Source organism: Streptomyces sp. NPDC031474 (assembly GCF_055581185.1).
This window is the reverse complement of sequence record NZ_JBVIJX010000012.1, coordinates 118,250-133,383: the sequence shown is the minus strand read 5'-3', so window position 1 is coordinate 133,383 and position 15,134 is coordinate 118,250. Positions and strand designations below refer to the sequence as shown.

General features: G+C 73.2%; 13 protein-coding genes. 5 read left to right on the top strand and 8 right to left on the bottom strand.

Annotation, left to right across the window (positions count from 1 at the left end; translation table 11 throughout):
• Positions 1-3: 3 nt before the first annotated feature.
• Both ACZ5SK_RS26000 and ACZ5SK_RS25995 read right to left on the bottom strand, forming a co-directional pair.
• Positions 4-426: a MaoC/PaaZ C-terminal domain-containing protein gene (locus ACZ5SK_RS26000; protein WP_334574914.1), complete on the bottom strand. Its 423-nt coding sequence runs from the start codon at positions 424-426 to the stop codon at positions 4-6.
• Complete coding sequence (locus tag ACZ5SK_RS25995) at positions 423-671, bottom strand: FAS1-like dehydratase domain-containing protein (RefSeq protein ID WP_334574916.1); 249 nt, start codon at positions 669-671, stop codon at positions 423-425. Before ACZ5SK_RS25995 ends, ACZ5SK_RS26000 begins: the two co-directional genes overlap by 4 nt.
• A gap of 383 nt (positions 672-1,054) precedes the next feature.
• Between ACZ5SK_RS25995 and ACZ5SK_RS25990 the strand changes: the two genes are divergently transcribed.
• Genes ACZ5SK_RS25990 through ACZ5SK_RS25975 form a run of 4 tightly spaced genes read left to right on the top strand, consistent with a single transcriptional unit; the run spans position 1,055 to position 6,080 of the window.
• Positions 1,055-2,134, top strand: coding sequence for an amidohydrolase family protein (locus ACZ5SK_RS25990; protein ID WP_334574918.1), 1,080 nt, complete (start codon positions 1,055-1,057; stop codon positions 2,132-2,134).
• 22 nt (positions 2,135-2,156) lie between these two features.
• Positions 2,157-4,577, top strand: a complete 2,421-nt coding sequence (locus tag ACZ5SK_RS25985; protein WP_361703018.1) for a bifunctional acetate--CoA ligase family protein/GNAT family N-acetyltransferase — start codon at positions 2,157-2,159, stop codon at positions 4,575-4,577.
• On the top strand, positions 4,574-5,548 hold the full coding sequence (locus ACZ5SK_RS25980; protein ID WP_334574920.1) for an LLM class flavin-dependent oxidoreductase: 975 nt from the start codon (positions 4,574-4,576) through the stop codon (positions 5,546-5,548). Before ACZ5SK_RS25985 ends, ACZ5SK_RS25980 begins: the two co-directional genes overlap by 4 nt.
• Positions 5,549-5,564: 16 nt before the next feature.
• Positions 5,565-6,080, top strand: coding sequence for a PaaI family thioesterase (locus ACZ5SK_RS25975; RefSeq protein ID WP_334574922.1), 516 nt, complete (start codon positions 5,565-5,567; stop codon positions 6,078-6,080).
• Here ACZ5SK_RS25975 and ACZ5SK_RS25970 read toward each other — a convergent pair.
• Entirely contained in the window at positions 6,074-7,225 is a 1,152-nt protein-coding gene (locus ACZ5SK_RS25970) for an acyl-CoA dehydrogenase family protein (protein ID WP_334574923.1), read from the bottom strand. The genes ACZ5SK_RS25975 and ACZ5SK_RS25970 overlap by 7 nt on opposite strands.
• Positions 7,226-7,766: 541 nt before the next feature.
• Between ACZ5SK_RS25970 and ACZ5SK_RS25965 the strand changes: the two genes are divergently transcribed.
• Positions 7,767-10,553, top strand: a complete 2,787-nt coding sequence (locus ACZ5SK_RS25965) for an AfsR/SARP family transcriptional regulator (RefSeq protein ID WP_468576629.1) — start codon at positions 7,767-7,769, stop codon at positions 10,551-10,553.
• Between the two features lie 107 nt (positions 10,554-10,660).
• Here the strand turns inward: ACZ5SK_RS25965 and ACZ5SK_RS25960 are convergent, their stop codons facing one another.
• Genes ACZ5SK_RS25960 through ACZ5SK_RS25940 form a run of 5 tightly spaced genes read right to left on the bottom strand, consistent with a single transcriptional unit; the run spans position 10,661 to position 15,117 of the window.
• Positions 10,661-11,917 (bottom strand): NADase-type glycan-binding domain-containing protein, encoded by a 1,257-nt coding sequence (locus ACZ5SK_RS25960; protein WP_468576628.1) that lies wholly within the window; start codon positions 11,915-11,917, stop codon positions 10,661-10,663.
• On the bottom strand, positions 11,914-12,471 hold the full coding sequence (locus ACZ5SK_RS25955) for a phage tail protein (RefSeq protein ID WP_334574927.1): 558 nt from the start codon (positions 12,469-12,471) through the stop codon (positions 11,914-11,916). Before ACZ5SK_RS25955 ends, ACZ5SK_RS25960 begins: the two co-directional genes overlap by 4 nt.
• On the bottom strand, positions 12,472-14,418 hold the full coding sequence (locus ACZ5SK_RS25950; RefSeq protein ID WP_334574929.1) for a putative baseplate assembly protein: 1,947 nt from the start codon (positions 14,416-14,418) through the stop codon (positions 12,472-12,474).
• On the bottom strand, positions 14,415-14,828 hold the full coding sequence (locus ACZ5SK_RS25945; RefSeq protein ID WP_079658064.1) for a GPW/gp25 family protein: 414 nt from the start codon (positions 14,826-14,828) through the stop codon (positions 14,415-14,417). The genes ACZ5SK_RS25950 and ACZ5SK_RS25945 overlap by 4 nt, the downstream gene beginning before the upstream one ends.
• A gap of 7 nt (positions 14,829-14,835) precedes the next feature.
• Positions 14,836-15,117 carry a PAAR domain-containing protein gene (locus ACZ5SK_RS25940; RefSeq protein WP_079658065.1) on the bottom strand — a complete coding sequence of 94 codons (282 nt, stop codon included), beginning with the start codon at positions 15,115-15,117 and terminating at the stop codon, positions 14,836-14,838.
• Between the last annotated feature and the right edge of the window lie 17 nt (positions 15,118-15,134).

Here is a 15,134-nt window from a genome sequence, read left to right as displayed (position 1 = left end):
GGCTCAGGGCTCCAGGCGGGCCGCCGCGGTGCCGGCGACCACCTCGACGCCGTCCTGGTTGACGGTGCGCAGCAAGAAGCGGGCGACCGGGCCGGACGGCGTGTCCTCGATCGAGTCGACGATGGCGGTGGCCGTCAGGGTGTCGCCGGGCCAGACCTGGGCCTTGAAGCGCACGCCGTAGCGCAGCAGCGCCTCGGGGCCGACCCAGTCGGTGAGGACCCGGCCGGTCATGCCCATCGTCAGCATGCCGTGGGCGAACACGCCCGGGTATCCCGCGGCCTCGACGGCGAACCGTTCGTCGGTGTGCAGCGGGTTGAAGTCGCCGGAGGCGCCGGCGTACTGCACGATCCGGGTGCGCTTCAGGTCGCCGACGACGACGCGCTCGCGGCTCTCGCCGACCTTGATGTCGGCCACACTCACGCTCATCGGGCGTCCTTCGGGGTCGCGGGGCCCTCGGGGACGACGGCCACGGTCACTGCGCTGACGACCGGCTCGCCGTCGGCGTCCCGGTACTCGGTGATGCGCTCGCTGAAGAGGAGACGGCCGCTGCGGCCCTGCTTCTCCCAGCTGCGTCCGGGGACGGTGTGCGCGAAGAGGGTCTCGCCGGCGCGCACCGGGCGGTGGTACTCGAAGTGCTGCTCGGCGTGCAGCCCGCCGCCGCCCTCGGACATCACCCCGGGGCCGCCTGACGAACGGCACGCGCGCCCGGAAGTCCGCCAGGGACCGGATGTCGCGCGGGTGTGCCCCGTGCTCGTCCCAGAGCTCGCGGTAGAAGGCCGAGTTGGCATAGGCGTACTCGACGAGCTCCAGGATCCGTTCCTCCTGCCGCGCCCGCAGTTGCTCGCGGGGCATGGTCTCCACCTGGGGCTCGAAGTACCTGTCAGCGGTGTCCCTGTCACCCACCATGGCGCCTCCTCGCGGCTCGGTGCCCAGATCTTCCAGCTATCAGCGCAATCAGTCAACCAATTAGACGCTTTCAATCCCGGTCTTCCATTCGGTCCGCCATACAACTAAAATCGTTAACTGATTACATCCATTGGCCCGAAGGAGCGTCATGTCGAAGATCTGGGTCAACTCGGGGGACTCGCACGTGATGGAACCCGCCGACGTGTGGACCGAGAGGCTCCCCGCACGGCTCGGCGCCCGCGCCCCGCGCAGCGAGCGCGGCGAGAAGTACGAGATGCTCTACATCGACGGGGAGCGCATCGACCGCCAGCTCGGCGACTTCATGGACGCCATGCGCCCGCCGGGCGCCTGGGACCTGAACGTCCGTCTCAAGGACCTCGACCAGGAGGGCGTGTGGTCCCAACTGGCCTTCCCCTCCATGGGGTTCTGGCTGGTGTCGATCACCGACCGGGAGCTCGCCCGGGAGACCGTACGGGCCTGGAACGACTGGGCGCACGAGGAGATCCTCCGCAAGAACAAGCGCGTGATCACCACCGCCTGCGTCTCGACCGCCGACGTCGGCGACGCGGTCGCCGAGCTGGAGCGGGCGGCCGAGCTGGGCTTCAAGGCGGTCTTCCTGCCGTGCTCGACCCGGGAGGGCGAGGAGTACGCCCTCGACCGCTGGGAGCCGCTGTGGACCGCGGCCGAGCGGGCGGGCATGGTGCTCGGCTTCCACATCGGCACGGGCGGTCAGAACGTCGTCTTCCGAGGTCCCGGCGGCGCGGTGGTCAACTACATGGAGACGACCTACCCGGGCATGCGGGTGGTGTCCCACATGGTCGCGGGCGGCGCCCTGGACCGTCACCCCGACCTCAAGATCCTCATCGCGGAGGGCGGCGCGGGCTGGGTGCCGGCCATCGGCGACCGCATGGACGAGGCCTACCGCCAGCACGGCATGTTCGTCCGGCCGAAGCTGAGCCGGCTGCCCAGCGAGATCATCCGGCAGCAGGTGTACGCGTCCTTCCAGCACGACAAGAGCTCGGTGGAGATCGTCGAGTCGACCGGCTACCGCAACGTCATGTGGGGCGACGACTACCCCCACCTGGAGGGCACCTACGGCCACACCCAGGCCACGCTCCACGACCTGTTCGACGGCGTGCCGGACGAGGTGCGCGAGCGCGTCACGCGCGGCACCTTCAACGAGCTCTTCGACCTGCCCGAGCAGACTCCCCAGGAGGCGGCCGTCTGAGCGGCGGCGAGGCGAACCGGCGGTGACCACTCCCCCGTACCCCGAGGATCTGGAGCGGCCCGGGCTCGTCAGGACCGGGCGGTCGACGTTCGTCAGGCCGATCCGGCCCGAGGACGCCGACCGTCTGGTCGCGTTCGTCGGCAGTCTGTCCCGGGCCACCCTCGCCTACCGCTCCCTCGGCCCGGTGGTCCGCGCCCGCGACGACGACATCCGGCGCGGCGCGCACGTGGACTACCTCAACGAGCTGGCGCTCGTCGCCCTGGCCGGCGACGAGATCGCCGGCCTGGTCCGCTACGTCCGCGACCCGCAGGATCCGGAGCACGCCGAGGTCACCTTCACCATCCGGGACGACCACCAGAGCGAGGGGTTCGGCAGGCTGCTCCTCGAGCACATCGCCGCCGCCGCCCGTGCGCGCGGCATCCGGGTGCTGGAGGCCGACGTCCTCGCCGACAACACCCGGATGATCAACGTCTTCCTGGGCTCCGGCTACCGGATCGAGGCCGGCCCGCCGGGCCAGATCATCCACTTCGAGATCGCCGTCGACCCGCAGGCCCTCGCCGTGGCCCGGGCCGAGCGCCGCGAGCACACCGCCGTACGGCGCTCCCTGCGGCCCCTGCTCGAACCACGGTCGGTCGCCGTGATCGGGGCGAACCGCAGCCCGCTGACCATCGGCCACGAAATCGTGGCCAACCTGCTGCGGGGCGGCTTCGGCGGCCGCGTGTTCCCGGTCAACCCGCAGGCCGAGCGGATCGCCGGCGTGGCCGCCCACCCGAACGTCCGTGACCTTCCCGAACCACCTGACCTGGCGCTGGTGGCCGTACGCGCCGAGGCCGTGCCCGATGCCGTACGAGAGTGTGCCGAGGCCGGCGTCAAGGCGGTGGTGGTCGTCTCCACGGGCTTCGGCGAGACCGGAGCCGAGGGCCGGGCGAGCGAACTGGAGCTGGCCCGGTTCGCCCGGGCTTCGGGGATGCGGCTGGTGGGGCCCAACTGCATGGGCGTGATCAACACGAGCCCGGCCGCGCGGCTGGCCGCGACGTTCTCGCCCGCGCTGCCGACGCCCGGCCGGGTGGCGATGTCCAGCCAGTCCGGGCCGCTGGGGCTCGCGGTGCTCGACTTCGCCCGGCGGCTGCGGCTCGGCTTCTCCGGCTTCGTGTCGGTGGGTCACGCCGTGGACGTGTCCACCAACGACCTGCTCCAGTGGTGGGAGGAGGATCCGGGGACCTCGGTGATCCTGCTGCACGTCGAGACCTTCGGCAATCCGCGCCGGTTCGCCCGCGTGGCCCGCCGGATCGCCCCGCGCAAACCGATCGTCGCGGTTCACCCGGGCCTCGCGGACTCGCCGGTGAGTTCGCTGTTCGCCCAGTCAGGCGTGATCCGCACCCGCAGTCTCCAGGAGCTGTTCGACGTGGCTCTGCTGCTGGCCCATCAGCCGCCCCCGCCCGGCGACCGGGTCGCCGTGATCACCAACGCGGGCGGGCCGGCGGCGCTGACGGTCGGGGCGTGCGCGGCGAGCGGTCTGTGCGTGCCCGCGCTCGGTGAGCACACCCGGCAGACGCTCCGGTCGGCCCTCGCGCCCCGGGCCGACGTCTCCAACCCGGTCGATCTCACCCCCACGGCCACCGCCGCCCACTACCGGCAGGCGCTGGACGCGGTCCTGGCCGACGACGGCATCGACGCCGCCATCGTCCTGTTCATGCCGCCGCTGGCCGACAAGCCCGACGAGGTCGCGTCGGCGATCCTGGACGCGGCCGCGGCCCGGCCCGAGAAACCGGTGGTGGCCAGTTTCCTGGGCGGCGCGGGCGTCGCCGAACTCCTGCACCGGGGCGACCTGGTCGTCCCGACGTACACGTTCCCCGAAGCGGCGGCCGGCTCGCTCGGGCACGCGGCGGCCTACCAGGCCTGGCGCAGCACCCCCGCGGGCGTCATACCGGATCTCGCCGGAGTCGACGCCGAGCGCGCCCGGTCACTCGTCGCCGCCTGTGGCCCCGGCGCCGTTCCCCCGGCGGTCGCCGCCGGGTTGCTGGACGCGTACGGGATCGCCGTACGGAACTGCGAACCGGGGCCGGGCCCGGACGCGTTCCTCTCCGTCAGCGCCGACCCGGTGTTCGGCCCGGTCGTCTCCTTCGGGCTGACCGGGGACTACGCCGACCTCATGGCGGACGTCGCGCACCGCGTCACTCCGCTGAGCGACCGCGACGCCCGCGAGATGGTCCGCTCGCTGCGGGCGACCCCCCTGCTGGAGCGGCGGGGTGTGGAGTTCGCGGCCCTCGAGGAGACCGTGCTGCGGATCTCGGCGATGGTCGAGGACCTCCCCGAGATCGAAACCCTGGAACTGCGCCCGGTACGGCTGCTGCCGCCCGGCGACGGGGTGGCCGTCGCCCGCGCGACGATCCGGCTGGCGCACGACACCACGGCAGGCACCCTGAAAGGCGGCCCCGTATGAAGGTGGGCATCTACTTCGACCTGCGCAACCCGCCGCCATGGCGGCAGAGTTGGGCGCGCCTGTACGGCTTCGCCCTGGAGATGTGCGAGGAGGCGGACCGGCTGGGCATCGACTCGGTCTGGTTCTCCGAACACCATGGCTTCGAGGACGGCTACCTCCCCCAGCCGCTCACCATGGCGGCCGCCGCCGCGGCCCGCACCCGCCGGGTGCGCCTGGGCACCGCGGTCGTCCCCGCCCCGCTGCACGCGGCGCCCGAGATCGCCGAACAGGCCGCGATCGTGGACATCATCAGCGACGGCCGCCTCGACCTCGGTCTCGGCACCGGCTACCGGGTCCCCGAGTACCGCCTTTACGGAGCCGACCTCGCCAAGCGCTACACCACGACCGATCAACGGGTGCGGGAGATCCGCGGCCTGTGGGCCGAATCGCTGGTCACCCCCGCCCCGGTCCAGGACCCGCTGCCGATCTGGCTCGGCTACCAGGGCCCGCAGGGCGCCCGGCGGGCCGGCCGGCTCGGCACCGGGTTGCTGTCGCTGAACCCGGTGCTGCTGACGCCGTACCGGGAAGGGCTCGTCGAGAGCGGGTACGACGCGTCGGCGGCCCGGATGCAGGGCTCGTTCACGACGTTCGTCACCGAGGACCCCGAGGGCGACTGGCCGGTGGTGCGCAGGCATCTGCGGTACCAGTGGGACAGCTACCGCAGATACCTGGTGGAGGGGACGGACCAGCCGGTCCCCCGTCCCATCGATCCGGAGAAGTGGCGCAAGAGCGGGCTGTCCGCGAGCGGCGTCGGCCAGTTCCTGTACGGCACACCGCAGGACACCGCCGAGGCCGTCAAGGCGTACGTGGCAGGGTTGCCGGTGGAGGGGGTGTTCCTGTGGGCCTCGCTCGCCGGGATGCCCGAGGACATGGTGGCCCGCCAGGTCCAGCTGATCGCCGGGAAGCTGCGCCCGCTGCTTGCCGATGTCTGACACGAGGAGGCACCCCATGCCGACGACGCCACCCACGGGCCCCTGGGCCGGGGCGGACTTCCAGGAGCCGCCCCGGACCCCCGGCGGAGTGGCCCTGTGCGGGGCGTGCCGCGCGGCCGCGTCCTGTCGGCTGGGAGTGCGGCGCGAGCAGCTCGACGAGGACGGGTCGGCGCGGTTCGCGCTGTCCTGCCCGCGTGACCAGGAGGGCGGTCCCGATGTCGCGCACGGCGGCTGGACGGCCGCTGTGCTGGACGACTGTCTCGGCCATCTGCCGCTGCTGCACCGGGTGTTGAGCGTGACGGCGGAACTGAGCGTGAGCTTCGTCATGCCGGTGCCGGTGGAACGCCCGTTGGAGGTCCGGGCCTGGGTGGAGAAGCGGGAGGGCAGGCGCTGGTACATCGCGGGCGAGATGGTGCTCCTGCCGGCCCGGGCCGTGCTGGCCCGGGCCTCCGGGATCTGGGTGACCCGCGACCGGGGCCACTTCGCCCGCCACCAGGAGTGGCTGGCCGGTCAGGACGGCGAGGCTCAGTAGGAGCGCAGGCCCATGCTGCGGGCGATGCCGTTGCGCTGGATCTGGCTCGTCCCCCCGGAGATCGTGGCCACGATCGACTCCCGGTAGCGGAAGCTCATCACGCTCTCCGTGGAGAACCCGTGTCCCGCGAGGACCTGCATCCCGAGCCGGGCGGCGGCGACGTACGTCTCCGAGCCCTTCAGCTTCGCCATCGAGCCCTCGCGGGTGCAGGGCTTGCCCTGGGCGAGCAGCCAGGCCGCGCGGTGGGCGAGCAGCCGGGCGGAGTCGATCTCGGTCTGCAGGTCGGCCATGGCGTGAGCGAGCGCCTGGAAGTTCCCGATCGGGCGGCCGAAGGCGTGCCGGGTGCGGGCGTACTCCAGCATCTCGTCCAAGGTGGCCTGTGCCGCCCCCAGGTATCCCCCGCTGATGATCACCTTCTCCAGCTCGATGTTGGAGAGCATGACCTTCCACCCCTCGTCCCGCGGACCGACGAGGTTCTCCTTCGGCACCAGGGCTTCGTGGAAGAAGATCTCGTTGGTGCCCAGGATGTGCCGGGCCAGCGTCGGCGTCCGCCGGACCTCGACGCCGTCCGTCGCGGGATCGACGAGCAGGAGGCTGATGCCGCCGTGCTTGGGCTCGCGGGGCCCGGTGCGCACATAGGTCGCGATGGTGGTGTCGGGCAGTCCGCCGCCGGTGCACCATGCCTTCTGGCCGCGGACGACGAAGTGGTCGCCGTGATCCTCGGCGGTGGTGCGCAGCGCCGCGGCGTCGGACCCGCTGTCCGGCTCGCTGAGGCCGACGGCGAGCCGGTGGCGGCCGGTCATGACCTGCTCGCGGATGAAGTCGCGCTGCGCCTCGCCGCCCCAGCGGAACACCGTGACGGCGGGGATGAGCACCCCGATGTAGCACATGGCGACGTCGAAGCTGGCCCGTCCCAACTCCTCGGCGATCAGGATGAGTTCGAGCGGTCCCCCGCCGTCGCCGCCCTCCTCCTCGCTGAACGGCAGGGAGAACCACCCCAGATCCGCCATGCCCCGGAACAGCTCGGGCGGTACGACGCCCTCCTCGTCCCACCGCTTGGCCTTCTCGGCCGGGCACACGTCGGCGACGAACTGCCGTGCCGTCGCGCGCAACAGGTCCTGCTCGTCGGTCAGCCCGAAGTCCACGGTCACTCCTCGCGCCTACTGGGATATTTATCTACCTAATTATTCTATGTTAGCGGATAGGAGGGGGTGGCGACAGTACATCCCCCGTCGACCCGTCGACCGCGTTCTGGGCGGACGTCACCCCCGCGCTCGGCACCGAGCCCGCCGCGAAGGCCACGGCACCCATGCGGCGTCCACGATCGTCGGCTCGGGCGCGGCCTCGGACGGCAGACGCAAGGGGGTCGCGCCGTCCACGGGCGCCCTCTTCGTGAGCGCGGCGGGCAACGCGGGCCCGACCGCGAGGTCGGCGGAAGCGGGTGCAGCCGCGGCCGCCGCGGCAGTTGCGCCCCGCCGTCCGTACTGAAACGGCACTCTCTTTGGCATCGGCCGTTTCCGGGCGCTCCGGATGAGGGAAAAGCACGAAAATGACACCCCACGGCCACGCAAGTCCTACGCCCCATAACCTGCCGGACTTTGTGGCACTAAAGACCAGCACAAAAGAAGAAAATGTCGAAACGGGACATCCCTGTCAGAGCATCCGGGAACAGCGGAGATGAGACATATGACGAGTCTTTTACCGGCTCAGCAGTGGACCGCGTTCCGGATACCGGTCTCCGAGGCCATGTCCCGGGGCCGCCTGACCGAGCAGCTCGCGCACGGCTCGTCGGGCCTGGTGATCGCCCCGCCCGGCTTCGGCAAGACCGCGCTGTTGGCGCAGGCGGCCAAGGCGCATCCGGGTCCGGTGACGTGGTACCAGGCCCGGCCCGACGCCGACGAGCGGGAGTTGCTCACCACGCTCGGGTATCCGGCAGACGCGCTGGCGGGCTCCGCCGGGCCGCCCGGCGCGGACCGGCGGATGTCGCGGCGCCGAGATGCCGGGGACGGCGGCCCCGTCGGGCGACTGGTCGTCATTGATGACATGCACCTGCTCTTACCGGCCGCGCGGGCGCTTGCGGTCCGGCTCGGCCAACTGGCGCCGCCCCACCCACGGGTGCTGATCGGGACGCGCCCCGCCCCGGGGCTGTCGGCGGCCGCGCTGGAGGCGTCGGGCGCGACGGTGGTGAACGCCGACGCCCTGCGTTTCCGCTCCTGGGAAGTCGAGCACCTGTTCCCGTACCTGTACGACACGGCGCTGCGCCCCGAGATCGCGCTGCCCCTCGTCCGGGCCACCGGCGGCAGGGCCGCGACGCTGAGACTGTTCGCCAAAGCCGTGGCGGCCCGCCCCGACACGGGTCAGGAGCGGATCCTGGCCGACGGGATGTTCGGCCGCGAATACCTGGAGCGGGAGGTGCTCGCCCCGCTCCCCGGCCGTCTCGGACGGTTCCTGACGGAGACCTGCCTGCTGGGCCGGCTCACCGCCGACGCCTGCCGCGCGCTGACCGGCCGCACCGACAGCGCCGAGATGCTGTGGTCCCTGGCCCACGAACACGGGGTCCTGCGCGCCGATCCGGACGGGCGGACGTACGGCGCCGAGCCCCTGCTCCGCGAGTGCCTGCGCGCGCGGCTCACCGGCACGCTGACCGACGTCGAACTGACGCGGCTGCGCGTCCGGGCCGCTGCCTGCGCCGCCGCGGGCGATCATGACGATCGTCAGGACCCGCCGCCGTCGGCGGGGCGCCGTCGCCTCGGGTCCGCCGACTGGCCCGACCCGCTGCGCATCGTCGTCGCGGGCGGCCCGGACATCTACCTCGGCCGCTCCGCCGGGCGCGTCGCCCAGGACGGTTCCGGCAGCTCCGCCGCCCTCCTCGTCCAGGGCATCGCCGCCGCCCTGACCGGCGACAGCACGGCCGGCGCCACCGTACGCCGGGCCCTGGCGGAGGCGACGGACGATGCCCTGGTCGCGCTGTCCGGGCAACTGGTCCGGGTGGCGCTGGCCGTGCTGGCCGGGGGTCCGGCCAGGCCGGTCCCCTACCCGGAACTCCAGCGGATCGCATACGACGCCGAACGGCTGGACCTGCTGTGGCTGAGCCGGGCCGCCCGGTGCCTGCTGGGCCTGGGGCCGCACCCCGAGGACGCCGGGCAGCCGGTCGTCGTGCTGGAGGAGTGCACCCGGCTCGGCGACGCCGAAGGGGCGGCGCTCGCCGCATCGGCCGTGTGCCTGCGCTCGGCGCGCACGGGACGCCCCGGCATCGGCGAGTTGGAGGACGTCGTACGGCGGTTCCGGGCGCTGGGCTGGGGCACGCTGGAGGCGTGGGGCCGGGCCGCCCTCGCCGTGGTGGAGGTCGCGCACGATCTGCCGGACGCCGGGCAGCGCGCCGCCCAGGCGGAGGCGTTCGCCCGGTCGGCGGGTGTCACGGGCGCACGTGCGCTGGCCATGGGCGCGATGGCGCTGGCGGCGCCTGACGCGGCGAGCCGGGCCGATTTGCAGGAGGCCGCCTGGTCGACGGCCCGGTCGGCGCGACTGCCGGTGGCCGGGCTGCGTTCCTGGCTCACCGCGCTCGCGGCCCCCGCCGGACAGCCCCCTGCCGGACAGCCCCTTGCCGGGCAGGCCCCTGCCGGGCAGGCCCCCACCGGCCCGCTCGGGGACGGCGGAGGCGCAACGGGCAGGGCCAGAGCCGGCGGGCAGCACACCACCGCGTCCGGACGCGTCCTCGCGGCACGGTCGGCGCCGGGCCTGACGGTGCGTTGCCTCGGTGGCTTCGAGTTCACCCTGGCCGGGCGCGAGCACGACTGGGCGAAGCTGCGCCCCAGGGCACAGGCGGTGCTGCGGCTCCTCGCGGTACGCGCCGGCCAGGCCGTCCACCGTGACCATCTGCTGCTCGCGTTCTGGGACGGGGTGACGACACCGTCCACGCTGCACAACCTCCAGGTGACGGTCTCCAGTCTGCGTTCCTTCCTGGAACCGGAACGTCCCCGGGGCGGTTCCCGGCTCATCGCGCGGCAGGGCGACTCCTACCGGCTGGTGCTGGCGCCCGGCGATGTGAGCGACGTCGCGGCGTTCGAGCGTGCGGTGCGCGACGGCCGAAGAGCCCGGGCGCAGAAGCGGTCGGAGGAGGCGGCGGACGCGTTCCGCATCGCTCTGGACCACTACGCGGGTGAACTGCTGCCCGAGGACGGGCACGCCGAGTGGGTGGCCGGCGACCGGGAACGGCTGCGCCGGGAAGCGGCGGGCGCGGCCGTGGCCCTGGCCGAGATACGTCTCGCCCAGAGCCGGCCCGTGGACGCCGTGGAGGCGGCCGAACGCTGCCTCGAGATCGACGGGCACCGCGACGCCGCGTGGCGGACCCTGATTCGGGCGTGCGACGCCGCGGGGCTCGCGGCCGACGGTGCGCGGGCCCGGAACGGCTACTCGGCGATGCTGGCCTCCCTGGGGATCCCGCCGTCGGGCGGGCTGTCCCATCCGATGTAGCGGCGGGCGCCGGGGCGCTCGACCGCCGGGTCCCCTGCTCCGGGGCGCGCCGCGGGCGGGACGCCACCACCGGGGGGCACCCTGGCGCCGGGCGTCCCGAGCCGATGTCATCGGCGGCCGAAGAACTCGACCTCCAGGATCGCCGTGTGCCGGTTCTTCCCCTCGGCTCCGTAACTGGACCGGACGATGAACCGCACCGTACTGACGTTCTTCCCTGCGAGGTCCAGCGTCTGCGGCCCCGGCTTGTCCTCCAGCTTGAGCTGCTTCTTGTGCACCGCGCCGCCCGGTTCGCCCAGTTCGACGTCGAGGACGGACGGCCTGGCCTGCTTGAGGAACTCGTCCTTGTTGACCGAGATCCCCGTCTGGATGATGAGGGTCGTGAGCGTGACGGGCTGTTCGAAGCGTGCCTGAACCTCCTCACCCGTGCCCGCGCCGGCCTGTGTCGGCGCCCAGTAGGTGTTGTTCGCCCCGTCGAAGGCCAGGTTCGGCCCGTGGTCCTTGAGGTGACTGGACCCCTCCGCGAACTTCGGATTGACGGGGGTGGGTTTGGCCGTCCGGTCGCGGAGGTTGTCGATGAGGCTGCTCAGGTGGGGCCGGGCGAGGTAGCCGCCGCCGAGCAGGACGACCAGCGTGATCGGGATCGCGAGGCTCGGCCGTCGCCATGCCCGGCCCGCGGGGCGCTGTCCGGCCGCGAGCCGAGGCGGCGGGCGGCGGCGGAGCCGACGCCGCAGTCGTGTCCACCACGAGAGCCGCTCCTGTGCCGCCACGGGCGCGGTGAGCACGGCGCCGCAGCGCAGACACAGGGTGCGGGTACGGGGGTTGGCCTGTGCACAGGCCGGACAGATCAGGTCATGGACCGGGGTCCGGGGGTGGGGGGCGTTCGCGGGGGTGTCCTGCGTGTCCGGCTCCGCGGGCAGGTCGTCCGGGTCCGCCGACCGTTCACCGGGCCGCCGCACGGTGCCGGAGGGCCCGGATTCCGACGTCGGCTGCGCCTGGGGCCGTGTGGCAGCGGGCGTCGACGTCTGCGGCCGGGGCAGGACGGAAGCGGTCCGGGCGGTCGTCGGCTCCGGCGCGGGACCGGCGGTCACCGCTCCCTGGACGGACGGCCCGGCACCGGACGCGTCCGCTGCCACGGGGCCCTGCGCCACCGAACCCTGCGCCACGGAACCTTGCGCCGCCGGGCCGGATACGGCGGGCCCGGCGACCGCTGCACGGGTCGTCGTTGCCGTGCCCTGACCGCCGTCTTCGGAGCCGGCGCCGCTCTGCTCCCAGTCCAGGAAGGCGTTGCAGGACGCGCAGAACGCCGCGCCCCGCGCGTTGTGGTGGCCGCAGTCCGGGCAGATCAGCCCGCCGGGGCCGCTCATGACGCGTCCGCGAGGGGCAGCAGTTCCGTGGCGTATCCGACGTGCGCCGGCACCTCACCGGCCACCAGCCGCCGTAGCCGCTCCGCGCCTGCCGCGTCCGGGTCGGCCACCCGCACCCGTACGGTCACCCGGGGCGGCGCACCGGCCGGCCCGGGCAGAGGGCTGTGCGCCGTCTCGGACCACGACGTTCCGCCGGTCTCCTCGATCTCCGCCTCCGTGCCGAACTCCAGCCGTACGGCTTCGTCGAGTCCGCCTCTCGTGCCCCGTCTGCGGTGCCGTTCCACCGCGTTGAGGACCGCGGCCCGGCGCTGTCCGGCCGGCCGATCGGCGGCGGGGCCCACGGCCACCCATTCGCCCAGCCACGCCAGGAAGTCCTCCGGGGCGGTTCGCGGGTCGAGATGGGCGGGGAGGTTGTCGATGGTGAGCAGCACCGGCGCCAGTACGTCGTCCAGCGCCGCGAGGAACCGCTGGATGAAGTCCTCTCCCAGGTAGACGGCCGGGAGTTGGTAGATGAGTGGATGAGGCGTGGGCAGTCCCTCGACCGCTGCGCGCATTCAGGCCTCCCGCATTCGGAGTTGGTGCTCGTAGGAAAAGACGAGGGCGTGCGGGTCGAGCACGATCCTGGTGACCGGCTCGGCGCGCTGCCCGGTCACCGGGTCGGCCGGGAAGAGCCTGACGTCCTCGACGAGGTCGACGCCCGGCACCCGTTGCAGGACGGCGTACACCTCTCCGGCGTGGATCGGCCGCCCGAACGGCCAGCCCTGCCCGCTCGGTCCTCCGGTGATCGGGTTGAAGTACCCGTACAGGGCGGCCAGCGCCGCGGTGCGGACCGGGTCGGCGGCCGCGCCGGGGGCCGCCAGGACGGACGCCACGACGGTGACGCCCTGGTAGTAGGGCGGCTCGACCACCAGCCGGGTGCCGATGGGACGGCGCTGGTCCAGATAGTCGGCGAGGGCCCGCAGCGTCTCCCGGGGCGGCACCAGGTCGTCGAAGTGCAGCCGTCCCTGGTCGTCGCTGCGCACGGCCGGCACCAGAAGCAGCCGCACCCCGCCCTCCTCGCCCTCCCCCGCGGGTACGCAGGCGACCCGCGCCGCGTCCGGGGCGACCTCCCGCGCCAGGACCTCGTAGTCGCGCGGCACGACCGCCCGGTACAGGGTGCTCAACGTCATGGGGCCGCGGACCTTGGCGCTCTCCACGCTCTCCCCGTCGACGCCGCCGACGGCGGCCCGCCGGTTCTCGGCGCGGGCGACGAACGGCAGCGAGGTGCGCAGCATCCGCAGCGTCCCGGTGGCGACGTTGCCGGGGCTGCCGCCGCCGGTCCGGTAGGCGCGGATCCGCACCGGGGCTCCCTTGGCCGGCACGGCGCCGTAGTAGCGGATCGTCCCGTCCGGCTCGCGAACCGCCGGACCGAAGTCGATCCGGCCCGAGTTCGGATCCAGTGTCAGATGCCGGTCGCCGGGTCCCGAGTGGGCGAAGTCGTCGACGCGGTGCCACTGCGACCAGTCCGAACCGTCCGCCACCTCTACGACGAACGGCTCGTCGCCCGGGACGACGGGGGGCCGGGCGACGTGGAAGGACTGACCGGGCACGCCCTCGGACAGCCCCAGGACCTCGTCCGTCACCGTTTCGGCGTGCACGGCCTCGACCGTCGCGCCGATGGTGAAGGCCTCGGCCTCGCGCAGGGTCGGCGACTGCAGATAGGTGGGCTGGTCCGGCTCGGCGGAGACCAGCCGGCAGCGCACCCACCCCGCGGTCTGGCGCGCGATCGTGGACTCCGTGTGACCGCCCGGCAGGTGCAGCACCACCTGGCCGGGGCGGTTGAAGCCGCCGGTCGTGTCCTCCTCGACGTCGCAGCGCGCCCACGCCGTGCCGTCCCACGCCTCCCAGCGCAGCGGCGGGCGGCGCGGGTCGACGCCGACGCCGTCCACCCGGCAGTCCAGACGCAGCACGACGACCCCGGCCCGGACGGGGTTGGTCAGGCCGACGTACAGGGCGTCGCCGGGGGCGGGCTCGGAGTCGAAGCAGGGCACGTCACGGCCGAGGGCGAGTTCCTGCGTACGGTCGGTGGCTCCGCCTCCGGCGGGGCAGGTCGCCAGCCGGGCCAGTCCGCACGGCACGATCGGCAGGTCGCGGACGGTGGTGAACACCACCGCCTCCTCGGTCTCGGTGCGCACGGTGGCGACCTCGGTGCCGGCCCTGACCCGGACGTTCTCGGGCTGCGGCGCGGAGAGCCAGAACGTGACGTCCGTGCGGGCGGCGGTGGGCGGGTGCAGTCGGACGCCGATCAGGTCGAGGAAGGCCAGGTAGTTCTTCTCCGGCACGCGGTTGACGCGGTAGAGGAGCTGGTCGACCATCGTGGCGAACGCCTCGATCAGGGTCACGCCCGGATCGGAGACGTTGTGGTCGCTCCACTCGGGGCAGCGCTGCTGGACGAATCTCTTGGCCTCGTCGACGAGTCCCTGGAACTTCCGGTCGTCGAGATGGGGGGAGGGCAGCGTCACGGACCCGTTCCTTCCTCGTGCGCGGGGATCACATAGAACGGGAACACGAGGTTGCGGGGGTCGTTCGTGCCCCGCACGGTGTAGCTGATGTCGATGTACAGCACGCCGTCCTCCACCGCGTCGAACCGGACGTCGATGCCCACGACCTCGATCCGCGGCTCCCAGCGGTCCAGGGCGAGCCGGATCTCGTAGGCGACCTGCCCCGCGGTGCTCGCGTCGGCGGGGGCGAACACGTAGTCGTGGATGGCGCAGCCGAACTCCGGCCGCATGGGTCGCTCCCCCGGCGAGGTGGCGAGCACGAGCCGGATCGATTCCTCGATCTCCCGCTCGCCGCGCACCAGGGCGATGCTGCCGGTGGCGTCGGTGCGCGGCGGGAACGCCCAGCCCGCGCCGACGAACTGCTGTCCCATCAGCGGCTCACCCGCCGATCAGGACGGTCGGGCAGCCCGCGATGATCGGGGCGCCGCAGGCGGCGGTGTCACCCATGCGGGCGGCGGGCCTGCCGTTGATCAGGACGGTGGGGCAGCCCGGCGGGATGATCACGGACGGCGGGTGCACGGCGGGCGGCGGGAAGGCGCACGTGTGGGTGGTGCCGACCGTGGCGGCGGGCATGCCGCCGATGAGGACGGTGGGCGCGCCAGGCGGGCCGACCGTCCCGGGGTGGCCGGTGGGATCGCCGACGCGAGCGGCGGGTGGCATTCAGAAGGCTCCTTTTC

Excerpts from the sequence above, each read along its gene's own strand:
- ACZ5SK_RS26000 (WP_334574914.1), bottom strand. The coding sequence starts at position 426 with ATGAGCGTGAGTGTGGCCGACATCAAGGTCGGCGAGAGCCGCGAGCGC.
- ACZ5SK_RS25995 (WP_334574916.1), bottom strand. The coding sequence starts at position 671 with ATGTCCGAGGGCGGCGGCGGGCTGCACGCCGAGCAGCACTTCGAGTAC.
- ACZ5SK_RS25990 (WP_334574918.1), top strand. The coding sequence starts at position 1,055 with ATGTCGAAGATCTGGGTCAACTCGGGGGACTCGCACGTGATGGAACCC.
- ACZ5SK_RS25980 (WP_334574920.1), top strand. The coding sequence starts at position 4,574 with ATGAAGGTGGGCATCTACTTCGACCTGCGCAACCCGCCGCCATGGCGG.
- ACZ5SK_RS25975 (WP_334574922.1), top strand. The coding sequence starts at position 5,565 with ATGCCGACGACGCCACCCACGGGCCCCTGGGCCGGGGCGGACTTCCAG.
- ACZ5SK_RS25965 (WP_468576629.1), top strand. The coding sequence starts at position 7,767 with ATGACGAGTCTTTTACCGGCTCAGCAGTGGACCGCGTTCCGGATACCG.
- ACZ5SK_RS25960 (WP_468576628.1), bottom strand. The coding sequence starts at position 11,917 with ATGAGCGGCCCCGGCGGGCTGATCTGCCCGGACTGCGGCCACCACAAC.
- ACZ5SK_RS25955 (WP_334574927.1), bottom strand. The coding sequence starts at position 12,471 with ATGCGCGCAGCGGTCGAGGGACTGCCCACGCCTCATCCACTCATCTAC.
- ACZ5SK_RS25945 (WP_079658064.1), bottom strand. The coding sequence starts at position 14,828 with ATGGGACAGCAGTTCGTCGGCGCGGGCTGGGCGTTCCCGCCGCGCACC.
- ACZ5SK_RS25940 (WP_079658065.1), bottom strand. The coding sequence starts at position 15,117 with ATGCCACCCGCCGCTCGCGTCGGCGATCCCACCGGCCACCCCGGGACG.